20 protein-coding genes are annotated in these 25,103 nt (G+C 42.4%); all 20 read left to right on the top strand.

From position 1 onward, the window contains the following. The first annotated feature begins 306 nt into the window (after positions 1-306). The 20 genes from N5O98_RS23020 (at position 307) to N5O98_RS23115 (ending at position 24,900) form a co-directional block, all read left to right on the top strand. Positions 307-1,557, top strand: a complete 1,251-nt coding sequence (locus N5O98_RS23020; RefSeq protein ID WP_004301812.1) for a nucleoside permease — start codon at positions 307-309, stop codon at positions 1,555-1,557. 13 nt (positions 1,558-1,570) lie between these two features. Next, positions 1,571-2,164 carry a bifunctional nuclease family protein gene (locus N5O98_RS23025; RefSeq protein WP_004301811.1) on the top strand — a complete coding sequence of 198 codons (594 nt, stop codon included), beginning with the start codon at positions 1,571-1,573 and terminating at the stop codon, positions 2,162-2,164. 8 nt (positions 2,165-2,172) lie between these two features. Then, positions 2,173-2,871 carry a 16S rRNA (uracil(1498)-N(3))-methyltransferase gene (locus N5O98_RS23030; RefSeq protein ID WP_118161367.1) on the top strand — a complete coding sequence of 233 codons (699 nt, stop codon included), beginning with the start codon at positions 2,173-2,175 and terminating at the stop codon, positions 2,869-2,871. Positions 2,872-2,922: 51 nt separating this feature from the next. Next, a complete protein-coding gene (locus N5O98_RS23035; protein WP_032855970.1) occupies positions 2,923-4,470 on the top strand; it encodes a DUF4836 family protein in 1,548 nt (515 codons plus the stop codon). Positions 4,471-4,490: 20 nt separating this feature from the next. Then, the gene (locus N5O98_RS23040; protein WP_004304608.1) at positions 4,491-5,135 is read left to right on the top strand and encodes an ATP-binding cassette domain-containing protein; all 645 of its coding nucleotides are present in this window, start codon (positions 4,491-4,493) and stop codon (positions 5,133-5,135) included. 94 nt (positions 5,136-5,229) lie between these two features. Further along, positions 5,230-6,435, top strand: coding sequence for a hypothetical protein (locus N5O98_RS23045; protein ID WP_004309861.1), 1,206 nt, complete (start codon positions 5,230-5,232; stop codon positions 6,433-6,435). 23 nt (positions 6,436-6,458) lie between these two features. After that, complete coding sequence (locus tag N5O98_RS23050) at positions 6,459-9,110, top strand: TonB-dependent receptor plug domain-containing protein (RefSeq protein ID WP_004309862.1); 2,652 nt, start codon at positions 6,459-6,461, stop codon at positions 9,108-9,110. 789 nt (positions 9,111-9,899) lie between these two features. Then, positions 9,900-10,820: a tRNA (adenosine(37)-N6)-dimethylallyltransferase MiaA gene (gene miaA / locus N5O98_RS23055; RefSeq protein ID WP_004309863.1), complete on the top strand. Its 921-nt coding sequence runs from the start codon at positions 9,900-9,902 to the stop codon at positions 10,818-10,820. Positions 10,821-10,878: 58 nt separating this feature from the next. Then, the gene (locus N5O98_RS23060; protein WP_004301802.1) at positions 10,879-11,805 is read left to right on the top strand and encodes a diacylglycerol/lipid kinase family protein; all 927 of its coding nucleotides are present in this window, start codon (positions 10,879-10,881) and stop codon (positions 11,803-11,805) included. A 75-nt stretch (positions 11,806-11,880) separates the two neighbouring features. Beyond that, positions 11,881-12,681 carry a 3-deoxy-8-phosphooctulonate synthase gene (kdsA, locus tag N5O98_RS23065; RefSeq protein ID WP_008650894.1) on the top strand — a complete coding sequence of 267 codons (801 nt, stop codon included), beginning with the start codon at positions 11,881-11,883 and terminating at the stop codon, positions 12,679-12,681. Between the two features lie 81 nt (positions 12,682-12,762). Further along, the gene (locus N5O98_RS23070; protein ID WP_004309865.1) at positions 12,763-15,600 is read left to right on the top strand and encodes a M16 family metallopeptidase; all 2,838 of its coding nucleotides are present in this window, start codon (positions 12,763-12,765) and stop codon (positions 15,598-15,600) included. Between the two features lie 23 nt (positions 15,601-15,623). Continuing rightward, a complete protein-coding gene (locus tag N5O98_RS23075) occupies positions 15,624-17,117 on the top strand; it encodes a DUF5687 family protein (RefSeq protein ID WP_004304601.1) in 1,494 nt (497 codons plus the stop codon). A gap of 38 nt (positions 17,118-17,155) precedes the next feature. Beyond that, positions 17,156-17,863: an ABC transporter ATP-binding protein gene (locus N5O98_RS23080; protein WP_004301798.1), complete on the top strand. Its 708-nt coding sequence runs from the start codon at positions 17,156-17,158 to the stop codon at positions 17,861-17,863. A 25-nt stretch (positions 17,864-17,888) separates the two neighbouring features. After that, positions 17,889-18,512, top strand: a complete 624-nt coding sequence (locus tag N5O98_RS23085; protein ID WP_004324994.1) for a C40 family peptidase — start codon at positions 17,889-17,891, stop codon at positions 18,510-18,512. Between the two features lie 26 nt (positions 18,513-18,538). After that, positions 18,539-19,423, top strand: a complete 885-nt coding sequence (locus tag N5O98_RS23090; RefSeq protein WP_004309868.1) for a TraB/GumN family protein — start codon at positions 18,539-18,541, stop codon at positions 19,421-19,423. A 38-nt stretch (positions 19,424-19,461) separates the two neighbouring features. Further along, positions 19,462-20,100 carry an HAD-IA family hydrolase gene (locus N5O98_RS23095; protein ID WP_004309869.1) on the top strand — a complete coding sequence of 213 codons (639 nt, stop codon included), beginning with the start codon at positions 19,462-19,464 and terminating at the stop codon, positions 20,098-20,100. 194 nt (positions 20,101-20,294) lie between these two features. Then, entirely contained in the window at positions 20,295-20,612 is a 318-nt protein-coding gene (gene rplU / locus N5O98_RS23100) for a 50S ribosomal protein L21 (RefSeq protein WP_004316691.1), read from the top strand. Positions 20,613-20,633: 21 nt separating this feature from the next. Continuing rightward, a complete protein-coding gene (rpmA, locus tag N5O98_RS23105; RefSeq protein ID WP_004301792.1) occupies positions 20,634-20,897 on the top strand; it encodes a 50S ribosomal protein L27 in 264 nt (87 codons plus the stop codon). A gap of 269 nt (positions 20,898-21,166) precedes the next feature. Continuing rightward, positions 21,167-22,441, top strand: a complete 1,275-nt coding sequence (serS, locus tag N5O98_RS23110) for a serine--tRNA ligase (RefSeq protein WP_004301791.1) — start codon at positions 21,167-21,169, stop codon at positions 22,439-22,441. A 158-nt stretch (positions 22,442-22,599) separates the two neighbouring features. After that, positions 22,600-24,900 (top strand): bifunctional dihydroorotate dehydrogenase B NAD binding subunit/NADPH-dependent glutamate synthase, encoded by a 2,301-nt coding sequence (locus N5O98_RS23115; RefSeq protein WP_004309008.1) that lies wholly within the window; start codon positions 22,600-22,602, stop codon positions 24,898-24,900. Positions 24,901-25,103 lie beyond the last annotated feature (203 nt).

Genomic DNA, 25,103 nt, shown 5'->3' on the forward strand with positions numbered 1-25,103 from the left:
TTAATTAGAGTTAACAAATAGAATATTTTCGAGAAAACATTATGTTGTATAACATAAACCCTATATCTTTGCACTGTGTTTTTCATGGTATTAGATTTAAGGTTAACAAAGATTGGCTGTCTGGGATAGATAGCCTTCTTTTTTTTATACCCCCTTCATTTGTTTTTTCACACCCAAATCTCATCTTTTCTTCGCATTTATGCCATTTTTATCCCCTTTTTATCAAATTACTTATCCACCTATTCAACGAAAATATTATATTTGCAAGGTTTATGAATGTGAAGAGAAACACAAATTAAAAAAGTCATGAGTATAAAAGTTCGTTTGATTATTATGAACTTCCTGCAATTCTTTGTATGGGGGTCATGGTTAATATCATTAGGTGGTTATATGGGAAGAGAACTTCATTTTGAAGGAGGACAAATCGGAGCCATTTTCGCCACCATGGGGATTGCCTCTTTGGTAATGCCGGGTATTATCGGTATTATTGCCGATAAATGGTTTAATGCAGAACGTTTATACGGACTTTGCCATATTGCAGGAGCAGGATGTCTCTTCTACGCTTCCACCGCAACGGGATACGACCAGATGTATTGGGCCATGTTACTCAACCTGTTGGTATATATGCCCACTTTATCCCTCGCCAACACGGTATCGTACAATGCACTGGAGCAATACAAATGTGACCTGATTAAAGACTTCCCTCCTATCCGCGTATGGGGAACAATCGGTTTTATTTGTGCCATGTGGGCTGTCGACCTTACCGGATTCAAGAATTCAAGTGCACAACTTTATGTAGGAGGTGCTTCCGCATTGCTACTCGGACTTTATTCATTTACGCTCCCGGCCTGTCGACCGGCTAAATCTGAAAACAAATCATGGCTCTCCGCTTTCGGACTGGATGCGCTGGTGTTATTCAAGAAAAAGAAAATGGCTATTTTCTTCCTTTTCTCCATGCTTCTAGGTGCAGCATTGCAGATTACGAATACTTACGGCGACCTTTTCCTAGGCAGTTTTGCCAGCATCCCTGAATATGCAGATTCTTTCGGAGTGAAACATTCAGTCATCCTGTTATCCATTTCACAGATGTCCGAAACATTGTTTATTCTTGCCATACCTTTCTTCCTGCGTCATTTCGGAATCAAACAAGTCATGCTAATCAGTATGTTCGCTTGGGTGTTCCGGTTCGGCCTGTTCGGTTTTGGAGATCCGGGATCAGGACTATGGATGCTGATCCTTTCCATGATTGTTTATGGTATGGCCTTTGATTTCTTCAACATTTCCGGTTCGTTGTTTGTTGAACAAGAAGCCAAATCTTCTATCCGTGCCAGTGCACAGGGCTTGTTCTTTATGATGACTAACGGATTGGGAGCCATCATGGGCGGATATGCCAGCGGTGCGGTAGTTGATGCATTCTCTGTATATGCCGACGGCAGACTGGTGAGTCGCGAATGGATGAACATTTGGCTGATCTTTGCCGCTTATGCGCTGGTAATCGGCATTCTGTTTGCCTTGGTATTCAAGTACAAACACCAGCAGGAGAGTAAAACAAATTAAGTAAAAGAGAACGATGGACAAAAAGGTAGAATTACAAGTTATAAATATCACGAACAGCCAGGCGCAAGTAGGCGCGTTTGCTATGCTATTGGGCGAAGTGGACGGTGAAAGGCAACTGCCTATCATCATCGGTCCAGCGGAAGCCCAGGCTACCGCTTTATATCTGAAAGGAGTGAAAACTCCCCGTCCGTTGACACATGATTTATTTATAACAAGTCTTACTATACTGGGAGCCAGCCTGATACGTGTATTAATTTACAAAGCAAAGGATGGTATTTTCTACTCCTATATTTACCTCAAAAAAGACGAAGAGATTATACGTATCGACGCACGGACTTCAGACGCAGTTGCCCTGGCAGTGCGTGCCGACTGCCCGATTCTTATTTATGAATCTATTCTTGAACAGGAATGTCTTCACATGTCGTCAGAAGAAAGAACCCGTTCTGAAGAAACGGACAACGACGAAGTGGCTGAAGAAGAACATGATTTGCCCGGTGCTACTTCCAGAACGCTTGAAGAAGCACTGGAACAGGCTATTAAAGATGAGAATTACGAGTTAGCCGCGCAGATACGCGATCAAATCAATTCAAGAAATAAAAATCAGTAAGTAATATTATGCACGTATTTTATACTCCAGATATACAGAAAAGCAACGAGCTTCCCGAAGAGGAAGCACAACACTGTATCCGTGTTCTGCGGCTAAGTATCGGAGACGAAATCACGCTTACCGATGGTAAGGGTAACTTCTACAAAGCTGAAATTACTGTTGCAACCAACAAACGTTGTTTCGTAAACATCAAAGAAACCATTTTTCAGGAACCGTTATGGCCGTGCCATTTACACATTGCCATGGCACCGACGAAGAATATGGACCGTAACGAATGGTTTGCAGAGAAAGCTACCGAAATAGGTTTTGACGAACTGACTTTCCTCAACTGCCGTTTCTCGGAACGTAAAGTCATCAAGACCGAACGGATTGAAAAGATTCTGGTATCAGCCATCAAACAATCTCTCAAGGCACGACTGCCAAAATTGAACGAAATGATTGAGTTCGATCAGTTCATCAGGCAGGAGTTTAAAGGACAGAAGTTTATCGCCCACTGTTATGAAGGGGAGAAACCTCTATTGAAGAATGTTCTGAAACCAGGAGAAGACGCCCTTGTTCTGATAGGTCCCGAGGGAGATTTCAGTGAAGAAGAAGTGAAGAAGACCATCGAACGGGGATTCGTACCGATTAGTCTCGGCAAATCACGGCTCCGTACAGAAACAGCGGCATTGGTGGCCTGCCACACGCTGAATCTGCAAAATCAATAACAGCAGTAAATGTCTGAATCAATGATTATACAACTTTTAAATAACATAAGTATGGCAAAGAAAACGATTTCACGACTCTCGGTACTGGCAGTACTGATTGTTTTTCTGGCAGCATGTTCCAAAACATCGGAATATACAAATGTGATACCGGCTGACGCTTCGGTAGTTGCCTCTATCAACCTTAAATCCCTCGCAAGCAAAGCGGGATTGGATGATAAAGAGAATGAAGCTGCTAAACAAAAAGTACTGGAAGCACTGAAAAGCGGAATGAATGCGGCCACATTCCAACAACTGGAAAAGGTTATGAAGAATCCGGGCGAATCGGGAATCGATGTTGAATCTCCATTCTATGTGTTCTCTTCATCTTCTTTCCCTTATCCTACTGTTGTAGGTAAAGTGAACAATGAAGATAAGTTGCATGCTTCACTCGACGTGATGGCAAAAGAACAGATCTGCCAACCGGTAGGCGAAGCTGACGGTTACAGTTTTACAACGATGAATAGCGGTTTGCTTGTTTTCAATAGTTCTACTATATTGGTAGTCAATGTCAGCGGAACAACTCAAACTGATAAAGCCAAAGAAGCCATTACTAATTTGTTGAAACAGACAGCAAGCAATAGTATCGTGAAATCAGGAGCTTTCCAGAAAATGGAGAAACAGAAAAATGATATTAACTTCTTTGCTTCCATGACAGCTATTCCTTCAACCTACCGCGATCAGATAACCATGGGATTACCTACTGAAGTGAAAGCGGAAGACATCACTCTGATAGGAGGACTGAACTTTGAAAAAGGAAAGATTGCCCTCAAAACAGAAAACTATACTGAAAACGAAGCAGTGAAAGCTCTCCTAAAAAAACAAATGGAATCTGTTGGAAAAGCGAACAATACTTTCGTTAAATACTTCCCGGCTTCTACCCTGATGTTCTTCAACGTAGGTGTAAAAGGAGGCGAACTGTATAACCTGTTGAGCGAAAACAAGGAATTCCGCAACACAGTATCTATCGCTAAGGCAGACGAAGTAAAAGAGTTGTTCAGCTCGTTCAATGGTGATATTTCTGCAGGATTAATCAACGTAACGATGAGCAGTGCTCCCACTTTCATGATGTACGCTGACGTGAAGAACGGCAATGCTCTTGAAATGATTTACAAGAACAAGGAATCATTGGGATTGAAGAGAGGGGAAGATATCATGCAACTTGGCAAAGACGAATATGTCTACAAGACAAGAGGCATGAATATATTCTTCGGCATCAAGGATAAACAAATGTATGCAACCAATGATGAGTTACTCTACAAAAACGTAGGTAAAGCTGCCGACAAATCAGTCAAAGATGCTCCTTATGCATCGGATATGAAGGGAAAGAGCCTATTTATAGCAATCAATGCCGAAGCAATCCTCGATCTGCCTATCGTTAAAATGGTAGCAGGTTTCGGAGGACAGGAAGCTAAGACATATATCGAACTGGCCAACAAGGTTTCTTACCTGTCCATGAGTTCGGAAGGGAAAGTCAGCGAGATCGACCTCTGCCTGAAAGACAAAGATGTAAATGCCCTCAAACAAATTGTAGACTTTGCCAAGCAATTTGCCGGCATGTAATAAATGTATAAACCAACGGTATGAATAGTATTCACTTACAGCAAACACTTCCCCAAGTGTTTGCTGACCGTAATTCGGTGACTTCGGACGTATGGCATCAGGATCTTTTCTTCCGGAAAGGAGAAATGTATCTGATTGAAGCTGCTTCCGGCACCGGCAAATCTTCGTTGTGCAGCTATATCTATGGCTACCGCAACGACTATCAGGGGATTATTAATTTCGATGAAACCAATATCAAAGCATACTCCGTGAAGCAATGGGTCGACCTGCGAAAGCATTCACTAAGTATGCTTTTTCAAGATTTACGCATCTTCACCGAACTTAGCGCTCTTGAAAATGTGCAATTGAAGAATAACCTCACCGGATGCAAAAAGAAAAAAGAAATCTTATCGTTCTTCGAACAACTGGGGATCGCAGATAAAATAAATGTGAAAGCCGGCAAGCTATCTTTCGGACAGCAACAGCGCGTCGCCTTTATCCGGGCGCTCTGCCAGCCGTTCGACTTTTTATTTCTGGATGAACCGATCAGCCACCTGGACGATGATAACAGCCGCATCATGGGTGAACTTATCATCGCCGAAGCAAAGGCACAAGGAGCCGGAGTGATCGCCACTTCCATCGGTAAACATATCGAGTTGCCTTACAACCATACACTTCAACTGTAGTAAGCTGGTTAATAACAGGTAGCAGGTAATAAACAACCTCTTTTCACAGCATCATTTCAAATCGTAAATCGTAAATTGTAAAATCGTAAATAAAATGCCAACTCTTGTCTGGAAGCTTCTCCGCCAACATATCAGTATCGGTCAATTAGCCGGTTTCTTTTTAGCCAACCTATTCGGCATGATGATTGTATTGCTTAGCGTACAGTTTTATAAAGATGTCATTCCGGTATTCACCGAAGGAGACAGCTTTATGAAAAAGGATTTCATCATAGCTACAAAGAAAATCAGTGCTCTCGGTTCTTTTGCAGGAAAGAGTAATACATTCTCTGCCGAAGAAATTGCGGATCTGAAAAAGCAACCGTTTACCAAAACAATAGGAGCTTTCACTCCTTCTCAATTCAAAGTTTCAGCAGGATTGGGAATGAAGGAAGCCGGTATTCATCTTTCCACAGATATGTTTTTTGAGTCTGTTCCCGATGAGTTTGTCGACATCAAACTCGATAAATGGCATTTCGATGAACACACACATACCATACCCATTATCATTCCGCGCAACTATCTGAACCTTTATAACTTCGGTTTTGCGCAAAGCCGCAGCCTCCCCAAACTATCGGAAGGGTTAATGAGTCTGATTCAAATGGACATTATGATGCGTGGCAACGGACGGGTGGAACAGTACAAAGGAAACATTGTCGGTTTCTCCAATCGTCTGAATACGATTCTTGTTCCCCAGTCCTTTATGAAATGGGCTAATGAGAATTTCGCACCGAATGCAGAAGCCCAACCGGCACGATTGATTATCGAGGTTAGCAATCCGGCAGATTCCGCCATCGCCAGTTATTTTCAGAAGAAAGGATATGAAACGGAAGATGGTAAGCTGGATGCCGGAAAAACAACTTATTTCCTCCGTCTTATCGTAGGTATTGTATTGGGAGTGGGTTTATTTATCAGTATCCTTTCATTCTATATACTGATGTTGAGCATCTTCCTGCTTTTACAAAAGAATACAACCAAGCTGGAAAGTCTATTACTAATCGGATACAGTCCCAACAAGGTAGCATTGCCTTATCAGTTGCTCACGGTAGGATTGAACGTTATTGTGCTTGTATTATCCATCGGATTAGTCTCCTGGTTGCGCAGTTATTACATAGACAGTATCCGCATCCTATTTCCACAGCTGGAAACCGGATCATTATGGGCAGCAATCAGTATGGGTATTCTATTATTTATCGTTGTATCGGTGATTAACATACTGGCAGTAAAAAAGAAAGTGCTTTCGATCTGGATGCACAAATCATAGATGTAGAATCAAACACATAACGTATGAAAAACAAAACTACATTTTCTATCCATAGAGGCTTAATAGCTTTCTTTTTCGGAATACTGTTCTGTTTTGCCCCATTGTCAGGGCAAAACGTACAAGATACAATTATTGCGTATTTTAATCTACTGGAAAAAGTCCCACAGGAGAAACTCTACTTACATCTGGACAAGCCCTTTTATGGGGCAGGAGAAAAAATATGGTTCAAGGGATATCTGGTAAACTCTGTTACACATCAAGATAATACACAAAGCAACTTCATCATTACAGAGCTTGTCAACCGTTCCGACTCTATTGTAGAACGGAAAAAGATCCGTAGAGATTCATTGGGTTTTCATAATGCTTTCACCCTCCCTCCCACTCTCCCTGCAGGTGATTATTATTTGCGGGGATATAGCAACTGGATGCTTAATCAGGAACCGGAATTCTTTTATTCACGCAATCTGAAAATCGGTAATTCGATTGATAATACGATTGTTTCAAATATTGAGTATCAGCAAGAAGACGAATCACATTATACAGCCAAGGTAAGATTTACCAGCAATACCCAAGAGGCTTTCGGAAATACTGCCATCCGCTACCGCTACATTGAAAACGGAAAGATTAAAGATAAAGGTAAAAGAAAGACAGACGAGAATGGGTTGATTTCTATTTCCCTGCCGGATTTGAAGCCTATTGCCACACGCCACATTGAAGTAGAGTTCGATGATCCCCAATATATTTATAAAAAGACTTTCTATCTGCCTTCGTTTACAAAAGACTTTGATGTTAAGTTCTTCCCGGAAGGAGGTGCTCTCCTGACCGTTGCTCATCAGAATATAGCTTTCAAGGCTCAAGGATCGGATGGCTTTTCTACAGAAATAGAAGGATTCCTGTTCGATGCCAACGGAGACACATTGACAGCTTTCCGCTCGGAGCATGACGGCATGGGAGTTTTCACACTGAATCCGACTGTGGGAAACTCTTACTATGTGATTGCCAAATCCGGTGACGGTATCAGTAAACGATTCGACCTCCCAGCTGTAGAAGAAAAAGGAATCACACTTTCCATGACACATTATAAAAAGGAAATCCGTTACGAAATCCAGAAAACAGAAGCTACCGAATGGCCTCAAAAGTTATTCTTGATTGCGCACACTCGTGGAAAGCTGGTCATCCTGCAGCCAGTCAGTATCGACAGGACTTTTGGAAGAATGAACGACAGTTTATTCAACGCAGGCATCACCCATTTCATGCTGATCGACCAACAGGGCAACGCACTTAGCGAATGCCTGGTTTTCATACCCGACCGGAATCCGCATCAATGGCAAATTCTTGCAGATAAGCCGACATACGGAAAAAGAGAAAAGGTATCCCTGCAAATTTCAGCAAAAGACGATAACGGTACTCCGGTAGAAGGTAGTTTTTCCATCAGCATTACCGACAGAAAGAGTATCCGCCCGGATTCGCTTGCTGACAATATCGTATCGAATTTTCTATTGACCTCCGACTTAAAAGGATATGTAGAAAATCCCGGATATTATTTTTTGCAGCAAGACCTCCGGACTCTCCGCACGGTAGACTTCCTGATGATGACGCACGGATGGCGCAGACACCATATCCAGAATGTACTGACTGCACCTTCAATGAACCTCACCAACTATATGGAAAAGGGGCAAACTATCAGCGGACGTATCAAAGGTTTCTTTGGAGGTAACGTTAAGAAAGGACCTATTTGTATTCTGGCTCCCAAACAGAACATCATCGCCACTACCACCACAGACGAAAAAGGAGAGTTTATCGTGAACACATCTTTCAGAGATAGCACGACTTTCCTTGTTCAGGCACGTACCAAAAGAGGATTTGCCGGAGTGGACATCGTGATTGACACTCCTCAATACCCGGCAACTTCGCACAAGTCTCCTTTCCATGATGGAACAGCAACGTTTATGGAAGATTATTTGCTCAACACCCGCGACCAATATTACATGAAAGGTGGAATGAGAGTGTACAATCTGAAAGAAGTGGTAGTCACTGGAAGTCGTAAAAAGGCCAGTTCAGAAAGTATTTACACAGGAGGTATCAACACCTACACGATCGAAGGGGACAGACTGGAAGGATTCGGTGCGCAAACAGCTTTTGATGCAGTTACCAGACTTCCGGGCATTAGCGTGACAAACGGAAATGAAATACATATCCGCAACAATCCCGAGCAACCTGTCATTGTTGTTGACGACGTGGTGTATGAAGACGATAACGACATCTTGACCATGATACAAACCAGTGATATGTCGAGCTTGAGCCTTCTTCGCGGTGCCGATGCAGCGATCTTAGGTTCCCGCGGTTCGGCAGGTGCTATCGTTATTACGCTGAAAGACGGCAAAGATATCCCGGCAAGACCGGCACAAGGTATTATCACGTGCACTCCACTAGGGTACAGCGACTCGGTCGAATTCTACCATCCGACTTATGATACGCCCGAAAAAAAGAATGACCAACGCTCGGATTTACGAAGTACGATCTATTGGAATCCTACCCTTCAACTGGATGCCAATGGAAAAGCAACTATCGAATACTATACTCCGGACAGCACTGCACCGGAAGATATAACCATAGAAGGTGTGGATAAAAACGGAAAGGTATGCCGAATCATACAGACAATAAACAACAGATAAATGTGGAAATGATTTTGAATGCTAGGTTTATAGACTTACGCAAGTAAGCACAACTCTATTAAGGCACCTTTATCTTTATTCTATCAAGCAGGTATACATCTGTTAAGCTACCGATATCATTCATTCACCACGGCCGTGGTGAGATCTTCCCACGGCCGTGAGAAGAAGCTACCACGACTGTGGGAAGAAGCTACCACGGCCGTGGAGAACTAACAAGAACGGTACTCTAGCAGAACAATAAAGGCACTCTAGCTGAACAATGCCAGTATCTTTAAGCTACTTTACCCGTATCTCCGTGTTATTCTATCAGCATACTAGAGTTATCACACCTGATTTTTCAACACAACCTTAGTGGTAATATAACGTAAAAACATACAGATATACAGAAGTTATCACAAAAATAGCATCATGATAAAAAAGGAGATAAACAACTGTTTATCAAATAGTTACACTATTTAATCAGCAAAAACAAAGCTGACAATAAAAAAACAAGACCTTTATTGTCAGCCTATTGTCAGCTCCTATCATCAGCCATATTCCACTAAAAATCAAAAGATTAGCTACTATCATGACAGATTGACAATAAAAACAACACAAATATCATAGTAGATAATATCAGATGGCGGTATTCTCATACACTTCATTATTATTAGATTGAATACCACCAATTAGAGGTTAAAATACAAATTAACCTTCCCTATCCCCCTTATTAATCTTGATAAAAAAGCGATTGAATACCAAACAGGTTAAAAATATTTCGTAATTTTGCAGATATAAAAGAATGAAGCTATGCCGGACTATGATTTAATCGCCATACTCGGACCTACAGCCTCGGGTAAAACTCCCTTTGCCGCTGCCTTGGCCTATGAACTCAACACAGAAATTATCAGTGCCGATTCCCGTCAGATATATAGAGGAATGGATCTCGGTACAGGAAAAGATTTGGCCGACTATACCGTAAACGGACGTACAATCCCCTATCATCTGATTGACATCGCAGACCCCGGATATAAATACAATGTGTTTGAATATCAACGTGATTTCTTGAATTCTTACGAAAGCATCAAACAAAAAGGCTGTCTTCCCGTTTTATGTGGAGGGACAGGTATGTATCTGGAATCCGTGTTGAAAGGATATAAACTGATGCCCGTACCGGAAAATCAGGAATTACGCAACCGTTTGGCAAATCATTCGCTGGAAGAGTTGACGGAAATGCTAAGTCAATACAAGGTTTTGCATAACTCTACCGATGTGGATACCGTAAAACGGGCGATACGTGCGATAGAAATTGAAGAGTATTATGCAGCCCATCCGGTTCCCGAAAGAGAATTTCCGGAACTGAACAGTCTCATCATCGGAGTGGACATTGACCGGGAACTGCGCCGTGAAAAGATCACCCACCGATTGAAACAACGATTGGATGAAGGAATGGTGGACGAGGTAAGACGATTGATCGAACAGGGAATTACACCGGACGATCTCATCTACTATGGACTGGAATACAAATACCTGACATTATACGTCATAGGCAAACTGACTTATGAAGAAATGTTCAATGGTTTGGAGATAGCCATCCATCAGTTTGCCAAGCGACAAATGACCTGGTTCCGCGGCATGGAAAGAAGAGGATTTACGATCCATTGGATGAATGCAGAGCTGCCAATGGAAGAAAAGATAGCTTTTGTAAAAGAGAAACTGCAAGGGAATTAGTATCTTTGGCAGTTATTATAGTGCGATTTTTAATACACAATAGGATAGATAAACAAATATGAGTGTAGAACCGAAGAAATGGGGAGTGATTTACAACCCAAAAGCTGGTACCCGAAAGGTAAAGAAGCGCTGGAAAGAAATTAAGGAGTACATGGACAGTAAAGGTGTAGACTATGACTATGTACAATCCGAAGGTTTCGGTTCGGTAGAGCGTCTCGCTAAAATTTTGGCCAACAATGGTTATCGCACGATTGTCATTGTGGGAGGTGATGGGGCATTGAACGATGCCATCAATGGCATTATGCTATCCGATGCCGAAGACAAAGAGAACATCGCCCTCGGCATGATTCCGAACGGTATCGGAAATGACTTCGCCAAATATTGGGGACTTAGCACCGAATACAAGCCGGCTGTCGACTGTATCATCAATCATCGGTTGAAGAAAATAGATGTAGGCTACTGCAACTTCTACGACGGAAACGAACACCAGCGTCGCTATTTCCTCAATGCCGTTAATATCGGACTGGGAGCACGAATCGTTAAAATCACCGATCAGACCAAACGTTTCTGGGGGGTGAAGTTCCTTTCATACGTTGCTGCCCTGTTCTCCCTCATTTTCGAACGGAAGCTCTACAGAATGCATCTCCGCATCAATGATGAACATATCCGTGGACGCATCATGACCGTATGTATAGGCAGTGCCTGGGGATGGGGACAAACTCCCAGTGCCGTTCCATACAACGGATGGCTGGATGTATCTGTAATCTACCGCCCGGAATTCCTGCAAATTATTTCCGGACTATGGATGCTGATTCAGGGAAGAATCCTGAATCACAAAGTGGTGAAAAGCTACCGGACGAGAAAAGTAAAGGTACTCCGGGCACAGAATGCAGCGGTGGATTTGGACGGGCGTTTGTTGCCTAAACATTTTCCTTTAGAAGTAGGCGTGCTCCCGGAAAAGACAACGCTTATCATCCCCAACTAATCAGGATCACTCCCCCCAAGGAGAGAGACATATACTCACAATCTAATTGATAATTTGTAATTGGTAAATAATAAAATGATAGAACTTAAGAACAACCCCACCGGCAACTTTTTCCTGTTGGCCGGTCCGTGTGTGATAGAAGGTGAAGAAATGGCAATGCGCATTGCCGAACGAGTAGTAAAGATCACCGAAGCACTGCAAATACCTTATGTATTCAAAGGTTCTTACCGTAAGGCAAACCGCTCACGTCTGGATTCGTTTACCGGCATTGGCGATGAGAAAGCACTCAAAGTATTGAGAAAGGTACATGAGACTTTCGGAGTCCCCACCGTAACCGATATCCATACCGCAGATGAAGCTGCAATGGCAGCCGAATACGTGGACATACTTCAAATCCCGGCTTTTCTTTGTCGCCAGACCGACTTGTTGGTTGCCGCAGCCAAAACCGGAAAAACGATTAACATCAAGAAAGGACAGTTCCTTTCACCGCAGGCAATGCAGTTTGCTGCCGACAAAGTGGTGGAAGCCGGAAACAAGAATGTGATGCTTACCGAACGTGGAACAACTTTCGGCTATCAAGATCTTGTTGTAGACTACCGTGGTATCCCCGAAATGCAGTCATTTGGCTATCCGGTGATTCTGGATGTCACTCACTCCTTGCAGCAACCCAACCAAACCAGTGGGGTAACAGGAGGAATGCCGCAGTTGATAGAGACTGTCGCCAAAGCAGGTATCGCCGTAGGTGCCGACGGAATATTCATCGAAACACATGAAAACCCTGCCGTAGCCAAAAGCGATGGTGCCAATATGTTAAAGTTAGACCTTCTGGAAGGACTGTTAACTAAGCTAGTCAGGATACGGGAAGCTATAAAATAACTCTTTTCCCTGTCTATTTGTGATTTACAACCAAGCACAACGACAAATAACACAGAAATATTTATTTAAACTAAATAGAACATGAAACATTTATTACGTGGATTATTTATTGCAGTCCTTTTTATATGCTGCAATTTCCAGCTCGCACTTGCACAACCCATGCAAGAGTTACCTGTGGACAAGAATGTTCGTATCGGTAAACTAGACAACGGGCTTACCTATTACATTCGCCACAACGCCCTTCCCGAAAAACGAGTTGAATTCTACATCGCCCAGAAAGTAGGTTCCATTCTTGAGGAACCACAACAACGTGGTCTGGCACACTTTCTGGAGCACATGGCTTTCAACGGAACAAAGCACTTCCCAGGTGATGAAACCGGACTTGGCATCGTGCCCTGGTGTGAAACAAAAGGTATCAAATTCGGCACGAACCTGAATGCATATACCAGTGTCGACCAGACGGTGTACAACATCAGCAACGTACCAACTGAAAATATAAACGTGGTAGACTCTTGTCTGCTGATCCTTCACGACTGGTCGAACGCTATCAACCTTGCCGACAAGGAAATTGACAAAGAGCGTGGTGTTATCCGCGAAGAATGGAGAAGCCGCAACAGTGGTATGCTTCGCATCATGACTGATGCACAGTCGACTCTGTATCCGGATTCTAAATATTCAGACTGTATGCCTATCGGAAGTATTGATGTTATCAACAACTTCCCTTATCAGGATATCCGCGATTATTATGCGAAATGGTATCGTCCGGACTTACAAGGAATCGTTATTGTAGGTGATATCAATGTAGATGAAATTGAAGCTAAACTGAAAAAGGTATTTGCAGATGTAAAAGCTCCGGTAAACCCGGCCGAACGTATCTACTATCCAGTGGCAGATAATCAGGAACCGCTTATCTATATCGGTACAGACAAGGAAGTGAAGAATCCTTATGTGAACATCTTCTTCAAACAAGACGCTACACCGGATTCTTTGAAAAACACCATTGCTTATTATGCTACTCAGTATATGGTCAGCATGGCTATGAATATGCTGAACAACCGTTTGAACGAACTCCGTCAAACCGCTAATCCTCCTTTCACTAGTGCAAGCGCAGAATATGGAAACTATTTCCTTGCCAAGACTAAAGAAGCACTCGCACTTGATGCAAGCAGCAAAATAGACGGTATCGATTTAGCAATGAAAACTGTTTTGGAAGAAGCGGAACGTGCACGCCGCTTCGGATTTACCGCTTCAGAATATGAACGCGCACGCGCCAACTATTTGCAAGCCGTAGAATCTGCTTACAACGAACGTGAAAAGACTAAAAGTGGTTCTTACGTCAACGAATACGTTAACAATTTCCTTGAAAAAGAACCGATTCCGGGAATTGAAGTTGAATATACACTGGTAAACAAACTGGCTCCGAATATCCCTGTAGAAGCTGTCAATCAGGTGATGCAACAACTAATCACTGACAACAATCAGGTGGTTTTGCTGGCCGGTCCGGAAAAAGAAGGAGCAAAATACCCTACTAAAGAAGAAATTGCTGCTTTATTGAAACAAATGAAGTCATTCGATCTGAAACCTTATGAAGATAAAGTTTCTAACGAACCGCTGATCTCTGAAGATATTAAAGGCGGTAAGATTGTTTCTGAAAAAGCTGGCGAAATCTATGGTACAACTAAGTTGGTACTTTCCAACGGCGTAACCGTATATGTGAAACCAACTGATTTCAAGGCTGACCAGATTGTAATGAAAGGTGTAAGCTTCGGTGGTACCAGCGTATTCCCGAACGAAGAAATTATCAATATCTCTCAATTAAACGGAGTAGCTCTAGTAGGTGGAATCGGTAATTTCAGCAAAGTAGATCTGGGTAAAGCTTTGGCTGGCAAACGTGCAAACGTAGGTGCGGGTATCGGCAACACTACGGAAACTGTTTCCGGTAGCTGTGCTCCGAAAGACTTTGAGACAATGATGCAGCTTACTTATCTGACTTTCACATCTCCGCGTAAGGATAACGAAGCATTCGAATCTTACAAGAACCGTTTGAAAGCTGAACTTCAAAATGCAGACGCTAACCCGATGACTGCTTTCAGTGACACTATTACAAGCGTACTATACGGTCACCATCCACGCGCTATCAGAATGAAAGAAAACATGGTAGACCAGATCAACTATGACCGTATTCTTGAAATGTACAAAGACCGCTACAAAGATGCAAGTGATTTCACTTTCTTCCTGGTAGGAAACGTAGACTTGGCTACAATGAAACCGTTAATCGCCAAATATCTGGGAGGTCTGCCATCTATCAACCGTAAAGAGACTTTCAAAGATAACAAGATGGACATCCGCAAGGGAGAGATCAAAAATGTATTTGCGAAAGCACAGGAAACTCCGATGGCTACCATCATGTTCCTTTATAGCGGCACTTGCAAATATGACTTGCGCAACAATGTCCTGCTTAGCTTCTTAGATCAGGCTCTGGATTTGGTTTACACTGCTGAAATCCGTGAAAAAGAAGGAGGTACATACGGTGTAAGCTGTAACGGAAGTCTTGGTAAATACCCGAAAGAGGAACTTGTTCTTCAGATTGTATTCCAAACTGACCCTGCCAAGAAAGATAAATTGTCTGCTGTTGTTGTAGAACAACTTCACAAAATGGCAAAAGAAGGTCCGTCTGCCGAACACATGCAGAAGATCAAAGAATATATGCTGAAGAAGTATAAAGACGCCCAGAAAGAAAACGGCTACTGGCTTAATAATATGGACGAATACCTCTACACGGGTGTAGATAATACAAAAGACTATGAAAAGTTGGTCAACAGCATTACAGCGAAAGAAGTGCAAGACTTCCTCGCCAAATTGCTGAAACAGAACAACGAAATTCAAGTCATCATGACCGTGCCGGAAGAAAACAAATAAAAATTCTCTAGTATATCTACCGAATGATGATATTCAACGAATTACGCAAACATGGAAGGCTTGCCGCCAAACGGCATCCGATGTATGAAAAGAACAAAGTTGCTAAAATACTCGGTTATGTCATGGGCGCATTCTGGGCTGGTTACCTGATATTCTTCGGTACGACGTTCGCGTTCGGATTTTCTGATATGGTTCCCAACCGGGAACCATATCATGTGATGAACGCAGTGGTTCTGATCTTTATCCTGGCACTGGACTTTCTGTTGCGTGTTCCGTTTCAAAAAACACCGACGCAGGAGGTAAAACCTTACCTCCTGCTGCCGGTTAAACGAATTCGTGTCATCGACTTTTTACTAATCCGCTCGGGACTAAGCCTGTTCAACCTGTTCTGGTTGTTTCTGTTTGTCCCTTTTTCCTTCATCACTATTACCAAGTTTTTCGGTATCCCCGGTGTCATCACCTATCTTATCGGTATCTTGCTATTGATTATTGCCAATAATTACTGGTACTTGCTTTGCCGCACTCTTATCAACGAACGTATTTGGTGGATTCTATTACCTATTGCTTTCTACGGTGGAATAGGCTGCCTTCTTTTTATTCCCGAAGATAGTCCTCTCTTCTATTTCTTCATGGATCTGGGAGACGGATACATACAGGGCAACATTCTCTATTTTCTCGGCACCATACTTGTGATTGCCATTTTATGGTTGATTAACCGCAAGATCATGTCCGGACTTATCTATGCAGAGCTGGCAAAAGTAGAAGATAGTCAGATTAAACATGTCTCCGAATATAAATTCTTCGAACGCTACGGGGAAGTTGGCGAATATATGAGGCTGGAACTGAAAATGCTTTTACGCAACCGCCGCTGCAAAGGTGCATTACGCAATATCGCAATTGTAGTGGTGGCTTTCTCCGTCGCACTTAGCTTTTCCAGTGTCTACGACGGGAATTTCATGACTTCTTTCATCTGTGTATACAACTTTGCCGTATTCGGAATGATTATCCTTTCACAGATTATGTCATTCGAAGGTAATTACATTGATGGCCTGATGTCTCGTAAAGAATCAATTATGAGTCTACTGAAAGCCAAATATTACACATACAGCATTGGCGAAATCATACCTTTCATACTCATGATTCCCGCCATCATCATGAATAAACTCACTTTACTGGGCGCCTTCGCCTGGTTTTTCTATACCATCGGCTTTATTTATTTCTGTTTTTTCCAACTGGCTGTCTACAACAAACAGACGGTCCCCTTAAACGAGAAAGTGGCAAGCCGACAAACGAATAGCGCTATACAGATGGTGGTTAATTTCGCTGCTTTCGGTGTGCCTCTCATCTTATACAGTCTATTAAATGCATTTTTAGGTGAAACAATCACTTACATTATTCTGTTAGTTGTCGGTCTCGGATTTACCCTGACTTCTCCTTTATGGATTAAAAATGTATATCATCGTTTCATGAAACGGCGATACGAAAACATGGAAGGCTTCAGAGACAGCCGCCAATAAACGCTCATGAATCATTAACCATATAAACATTGAAGATCATGATTATCATTGACAAACTTAAAAAGAATTTCGGTGAGAAGATTGCCGTAGACATAGAACACTACGAAATCAATCAAGGCGATATGCTCGGATTGGTGGGAAACAACGGTGCCGGTAAAACAACTCTCTTCCGAATCATGCTGGATCTGTTAAAAGCAGACGATGGTAAGGTGATTATTAATGATATTGATGTCAGCCAAAGCGAAGACTGGAAAAGCATTACCGGTGCTTTCATTGACGATGGTTTTCTGATTGATTATCTCACTCCGGAAGAATATTTCTATTTCATCGGAAAGATGTACGGACTAAAGAAAGAAGAAGTGGACGAACGTCTGATTCCTTTCGAACGTTTTATGAGTGGAGAAGTGATCGGGCACAAGAAGCTAATCCGTAACTACTCCGCAGGTAACAAGCAAAAGATCGGAATTATTTCTGCCATGCTTCATTACCCGCAATTACTGATACTGGACGAACCATTCAACTTTCTCGATCCAAGTTCTCAGTCTATCATCAAACATCTGCTCAAGAAATATAATGAGGAGCATCAAGCTACGGTTATCATATCCAGTCACAATCTCAATCATACCGTAGATGTATGTCCGAGGATTGCTTTATTGGAACACGGTGTCATCATCCGGGATATTATCAACGAGGACAACTCCGCAGAGAAAGAACTGGAGGATTATTTTAATGTAGAAGAAGAGTAAACGGTAAATAGGAAATGATAAAATAATGAATGGTAAGTATCCATCCTTACTAAAATTATTGCATAAACTAATTATGATGAGATATATAACAGAAAAGTCTGATACCCATAAGTCTAGTATAAAGAAACCTGATAGAAAGAAAAGATACTTCCTGCAATTCATCCTTTTATTAGGACTGATTGCCAGCCTTAGTTCCTGCCGCACTTCCGCACCCCGGCTGGATTATCAAGCATTGGCACGAGCTTCTATATTGTTGGGGGTAGATATTAATATGGAGGATAACCATAAGCTCTATCTGGAAGCAGCCGACTGGATAGGGGTTCCCTATCGTGGTGGAGGTGATTCGAAACGAGGAGCCGACTGTTCGGGATTAGTTTATCAAGTGTACCGTAAGGTATACCGCACCCAAGTGCCGCGTAACACGGAAGATCTAAAAAAAGAAAGCAATAAAGTCGCCAAACGGAATCTCCGGGAAGGAGACTTGGTATTCTTCACCAGCAGTCGTTCAAAAAATAAAGTAGCTCATGTAGGCATTTACCTCAAAAACGGTAAGTTTATTCATTCCAGCACCAGTAAAGGAGTGATCGTCAGCAACTTGAACGAAAACTATTATACCAAACACTGGATAAGCGGCGGCAGGATACGTTAATTATCAACTTCTAATGATATAAAATTATGAAATCATTCATCGGAGCAGTTCTATTTATTTGCGTGGCATTCAGCGCCAATGCACAGCTTTTATGGAAAGTGTCCGGCAACGGACTGAACCAACCTTCCTACATCATAGGCACTCACCATCTAGCACCGTTCAGCATCATGGATAGCATTGCCGGACTTAAAAAGGCTATGAATGAAACTCAACAAGTATATGGAGAGATAAAAATGTCGGAAATGCAATCGCCTGCCACCATGGAAAAGATGCAAAAGGCAATGATGATTGAAAGTGATACCACGCTAAACTCTCTCCTTTCTCCGAAAGACTTTGAGACTGCTAATAAATTCTGCAAAGAAAACCTGATGGTAGATTTAAATATGGCTCCGAAGCTAAAACCTGCCTTCTTATTAAATAATGTAGTGGTGATGGCTTACGTAAAACATATAGGGAAATTCAACCCGCAAGAGCAACTCGACACATTCTTTCAAAGTCAAGCCATCCAAAACGGAAAAAAGGTGGACGGACTGGAAACTGCAGAATTCCAATTCAACCTGCTTTTCAATGGCAGTTCACTACAACGGCAAGCACAACTATTAATGTGCACTCTTAACCATATAGAGACTGAAGTAGAAAACCTGAAAAAGCTCACAAACGCCTACATGAACCAAGATCTGAACACCATGCTTAAAATCAGCGAAGAGCGTAAAGGCGATCAATGTGACGCACTTCCCGGCGAAGAAGATACCATGATTTACAACCGTAATAAAGCATGGGCTGAAAAACTACCGGCAATCATGAAGGCTGCCCCGACTTTTGTTGCAGTAGGCGCCCTGCACCTCCCCGGAGAAAAAGGATTATTAAACTTACTAAAAAGACAAGGATACACAGTAGAAGCTGTGAAATAAGAAAAGTATTTAGTACTTTTGCGGAAAAGTTTTCCCCAATGAACTACAAAACCTATTTATTCGATTTCGACTACACACTAGCCGATTCGTCGCGTGGTATCGTTAAGTGTTTCAGAATTGTGCTTACCCGGCATCAGTATTTAACCGTTACTGATGAAGCTATCAAGCGTACAATCGGCAAAACATTGGAAGAATCATTCAGTATCCTTACCGGAATTACCAACCCGGCACAGCTGGAGGCCTTCCGGCAGGAGTACAGACTGGAAGCTGATGTACACATGAATGTAAATACCCGTCTTTTTCCCGACACATTGTCTACACTGAAAGAATTGAAGAAACGGGGTGCCCGCGTCGGAATTATCTCTACCAAGTATCGTTTCCGGATATTGAGTTATCTGGAAGAATTTCTGCCTAAAGATTTTCTTGATATAGTAGTGGGAGGAGAAGATGTAAAAGCACCGAAACCTTCGCCGGAAGGAGTTAAATTTGCATTGGAACATCTGGGAAGTAGCCCCGAAGAGACATTGTATATTGGAGATAGCACCGTAGATGCCGAAACAGCGCAGAATGCAGGAGTCGATTTTGCAGGTGTGCTGAACGGAATGACAACGGGAGAGGAACTTCGTGTTTATCCACACAAAATCATTATGCAGAATTTAGGAGAATTAGTCCAATAGGCTACAATGAGAGCTAAAATGCTCATTTATTTGCCGTAATCATTTTATCTCCTATAAAAAATAAAAGAAATATTTGTCGGGAACGAATAAAAATAGTACTTTTGTGCCCGATTATTCCGCAACGGGTTCGATAAAGAGTTCTTTAAGTGATTAAAGACCACCCGCCGGAGCTAACTTATACATTTATATATAAGATGTACGCAATTGTAGAGATTAACGGTCAGCAATTTAAAGCAGAAGCTGGTCAAAAGTTGTTCGTTCACCACATCGAAGGTGCAGAAAACGGTTCAACAGTAGAATTTGAAAAAGTTCTTTTGGTAGACAAAGACGGAAACGTAACAGTAGGTGCTCCTACCGTAGAAGGCGCTAAAGTTGTTTGCCAGGTTGTTTCAAACTTGGTTAAAGGCGACAAAGTTCTTGTTTTCCACAAGAAAAGAAGAAAAGGACACAGAAAACTGAACGGTCACCGTCAACAGTTCACTGAATTAACAATTACAGAAGTAGTAGCTTAATCAATTAAAAAGTAAGAAGAAATGGCACATAAGAAAGGTGTCGGTAGTTCTAAGAACGGCCGCGAATCACAAAGTAAAAGATTAGGCGTTAAGATATTTGGTGGCGAAGCTTGCAAAGCAGGTAACATCATCGTTCGTCAAAGAGGTACTGAATTCCACCCGGGTGAAAACATCGGAATGGGTAAAGACCACACTCTTTTCGCTTTAGTAGATGGTACAGTTAGCTTCAAAGTTGGCAAAGAAGACAGAAGATATGTTTCTGTTGTTCCTGCTACTGAGGCATAATTGCACAACTGAAAATATTTAAGAGAAGGAGATGTAATCCATTGGATTACATCTCCTTTCTTTTTAACAACCAGAGTTTTATATATCACTCTAAAAGAGACATGTATGTATCATTCACTGCATATATGTTTATTATACAGCTCAATACATGTATTATATATATCATAGACACATCATATATATTATATATAACACATATATTTGCTTGATTATTCGTTTTTTCTTTATCTTTGTAGCCTTAAATAAGAAAGTTCATAAAAAGTATAGATATGCTTACCATTAAACAAATTACAGAAAACACAGAGGCGGTACTCCGCGGACTGGAAAAGAAGCATTTCAAAAATGCAAAGGAAACGATCGATCAAGTGATCGCTCTTAACGACAAGAGACGTAGCACACAAAATGAATTAGATAAGAATCTGGCAGAGGTTAACTCGCTTTCACGCACCATCGGTCAACTGATGAAAGAAGGCAAGAAAGAGGAAGCTGAGACTGCACGCGCACGCGTTGCCGAACTAAAAGAAGGTAACAAAGAATTAGACGCCGCTATGACACAGGCTGCAACAGATATGCAGAATGTACTTTACACCATCCCCAACATTCCTTACGACAGCGTACCCGAAGGTGTAGGCGCTGAAGATAACGTAGTGGAAAAAATGGGAGGTATGGAAACTGAACTTCCTAAAGATGCACTCCCCCACTGGGAACTGGCTAAGAAATATGATTTAATAGACTTCGACCTGGGTGTAAAAATCACAGGTGCAGGTTTCCCTGTATATAAAGGTAAAGGCGCACAACTTCAACGCGCTCTTATCAACTTCTTCCTGGACGAAGCACGCAAATCCGGATATACTGAAATCATGCCACCGACAGTAGTTAACGCAGCTTCCGGCTATGGCACAGGACAGCTTCCTGACAAAGAAGGACAAATGTATCATTGCGAAGTAGATGATTTATATCTGATTCCGACAGCAGAAGTGCCTGTAACCAACATCTACCGTGATGTAATTTTGGAAGAAAAACAGTTGCCAATAATGAATTGCGCCTATACACAATGTTTCCGTCGTGAAGCTGGTTCCTATGGTAAAGATGTGCGCGGACTGAATCGTCTGCACGAATTCTCCAAAGTAGAATTGGTTCGCATTGACAAACCGGAACACTCCAAACAATCTCATCAGGAAATGCTAGACCACGTAGAAGGTCTGTTGCAAAAACTGGAACTTCCATATCGTATCCTCCGCCTCTGTGGTGGTGATATGAGTTTCACTGCTGCCCTTTGTTTCGACTTCGAAGTATATTCAGAGGCACAGAAACGCTGGTTGGAAGTAAGTTCCGTATCCAATTTCGATACCTATCAGGCCAATCGTCTGAAATGCCGTTACCGTAATGCAGAAAAGAAAACCGAACTCTGCCACACACTGAACGGTTCAGCATTAGCACTGCCACGTATCGTTGCTGCCCTACTCGAAAACAACCAGACTCCGGAAGGCATTAGAATTCCGAAAGCGTTGGTTCCGTACTGCGGCTTCGACATGATAGACTAAGACTTGATCTGACAGACTAATAAAAGCACCCTTATATAGAGAGCCACTCATCAAAAGAGTGGCTTTTCTTTTATATTTCGCAAATAAGCTGTATCTTTGCCAAAATTTATATCATTCTGATAGCAGTTACGTAATAAAAACAACAAATTAATTAGATAATGAACAAAATCATTAGCAAGGAACGCTTTTCTGAAAAAGTATTCAAATTTGAAATTGAAGCTCCTTTAATTGCTAAATCTCGTAAGGCCGGACACTTCGTCATCGTACGTGTAGGCGAAAAAGGAGAACGTATGCCATTGACTATCGCAGGTTCCGACCTGAAAAAGGGTACCATTACTCTGGTAGTGCAGGAAGTCGGGCTTTCTTCTACCCGTCTCTGCGAGCTGAATGAAGGCGAATCTATCACTGACGTAGTAGGCCCACTCGGACAAGCTACCCATATAGAAAAATTCGGAACAGTAATCTGCGCTGGTGGTGGTGTAGGTGTGGCTCCGATGCTTCCTATCGTACAGGCTTTGAAGGCTGCCGGTAACCGTGTTATCACTGTATTGGCTGGACGCAATAAAGATCTCATCATCTTGGAAAAAGAAATGCGTGAAAGCTCTGACGAAGTAATTATCATGACGGATGACGGTTCTTACGGCCGGAAAGGTCTGGTGACAGAAGGTGTAGAAGAAGTTATCAAACGTGAGAAAGTAGACAAATGTTTCGCTATTGGCCCTGCCATCATGATGAAATTCGTTTGCTTGCTGACTAAAAAATATGAAATTCCGACAGATGTTTCGCTAAACACTATCATGGTGGACGGAACTGGTATGTGCGGCGCTTGCCGTATCACTGTAGGAGGAAAGACTAAATTCGTTTGTGTAGATGGTCCGGAATTCGACGGTCACCAGGTGAATTTCGACGAAATGCTGAAACGTATGGGTGCGTTCAAGAATATCGAACGCGAAGAAATGCATAAGCTGGAATCGGAATGTGAAGCAACCAAAGAAATCGATGAAAAAAGTCGTAATGCTGCTTGGAGGCAGGAGTTACGCAAATCCATGAAGCCAAAAGAACGTACGGCTATTCCTCGTGTAGAGATGAATGAACTCGATGCTGAATACCGTTCACACAGCCGTAAAGAGGAAGTTAATCAAGGATTAACAGCAGAACAGGCTGTTACAGAAGCCAAACGCTGTCTCGACTGTGCTAATCCTGGATGTATGGAAGGCTGTCCGGTAGGTATTGATATTCCCCGCTTCATTAAGAATATCGAACGCGGTGAGTTCCTCGAAGCTGCTAAAACATTGAAAGAAACAAGTGCGCTCCCTGCAGTTTGCGGCCGTGTGTGTCCGCAAGAAAAACAGTGCGAATCAAAATGTATTCATCTGAAAATGAATGAAAAGCCGGTAGCTATCGGTTATTTGGAGCGTTTTGCAGCTGATTACGAACGTGAAAGCGGACAAATCTCCGTACCTGTCATTGCAGAGAAAAACGGCATCAAAATAGCTGTTATCGGTTCAGGACCTGCAGGATTGGCATTTGCCGGAGATATGGCTAAATATGGATATGATGTAACTGTATTCGAAGCGTTGCATGAAATTGGCGGTGTATTGAAATACGGTATCCCCGAATTCCGTTTGCCAAACAAGATTGTAGACGTAGAAATCAACAATCTCGGTAAGATGGGCGTTAATTTCATCAAAGACTGTATTGTAGGAAAGACTATCGGTGTAGAAGACTTGAAAGCGGAAGGTTTCAAAGGAATATTCGTGGCTTCCGGTGCCGGACTGCCAAACTTTATGAATATCCCGGGAGAGAACTCTATCAATATCATGTCTTCAAATGAATACCTCACCCGTGTCAATTTGATGGATGCCGCCAGCGAAGATTCGGACACTCCGGTAGCATTCGGTAAGAATGTGGCAGTAATCGGTGGTGGCAACACAGCTATGGACTCTGTCCGTACGGCAAAACGTCTTGGCGCTGAACGTGCTATTATTATCTATCGTCGCTCGGAAGAAGAAATGCCTGCACGTATCGAAGAAGTAAAACACGCCAAAGAAGAAGGGGTTGAATTCCTCACTCTGCATAATCCTATCGAATATATTGCTGATGAACAAGGTTGCGTAAAACAAGTTATTCTGCAAAAGATGGAATTAGGCGAACCGGATGCTTCCGGACGTCGTAGTCCTGTAGCCATCCCGGGAGCAACAGAAACAATTGACATAGATCTGGCCATTGTCAGCGTTGGGGTATCTCCTAACCCGATTGTTCCAAGCTCTATCAAAGGACTGGAATTAGGACGGAAAGGAACTATCGCAGTAAATGACAACATGGAATCTTCTATCCCGATGATTTACGCAGGTGGCGACATCGTTCGCGGTGGAGCTACTGTAATTCTGGCGATGGGTGATGGCCGTAAAGCTGCCGCTGCTATGAATGAGCAACTGAAAACAAACGCCGGCAACTAACTGCCGCTTATTAACACCCGGGCTAAAACCAACTCACACGTGGGTAGAACATCGATCACCCCCGGCATAAAAAAGTAGAATAAGAAAAGAGGTTGTGTCAAAACGTTGGCACAACCTCTTTTATATTTTACAGTTCTGCTATATTTTCTTTTGGCTATGCTGCTTTTTCCTCATGCATTTGGCAACAAGTTGCTATATTCCAA

It is taken from the genome of Bacteroides sp. LFL-34 (genome assembly GCF_027257075.1).
Taxonomy (GTDB): Bacteria; Bacteroidota; Bacteroidia; order Bacteroidales; family Bacteroidaceae; genus Bacteroides; species Bacteroides ovatus.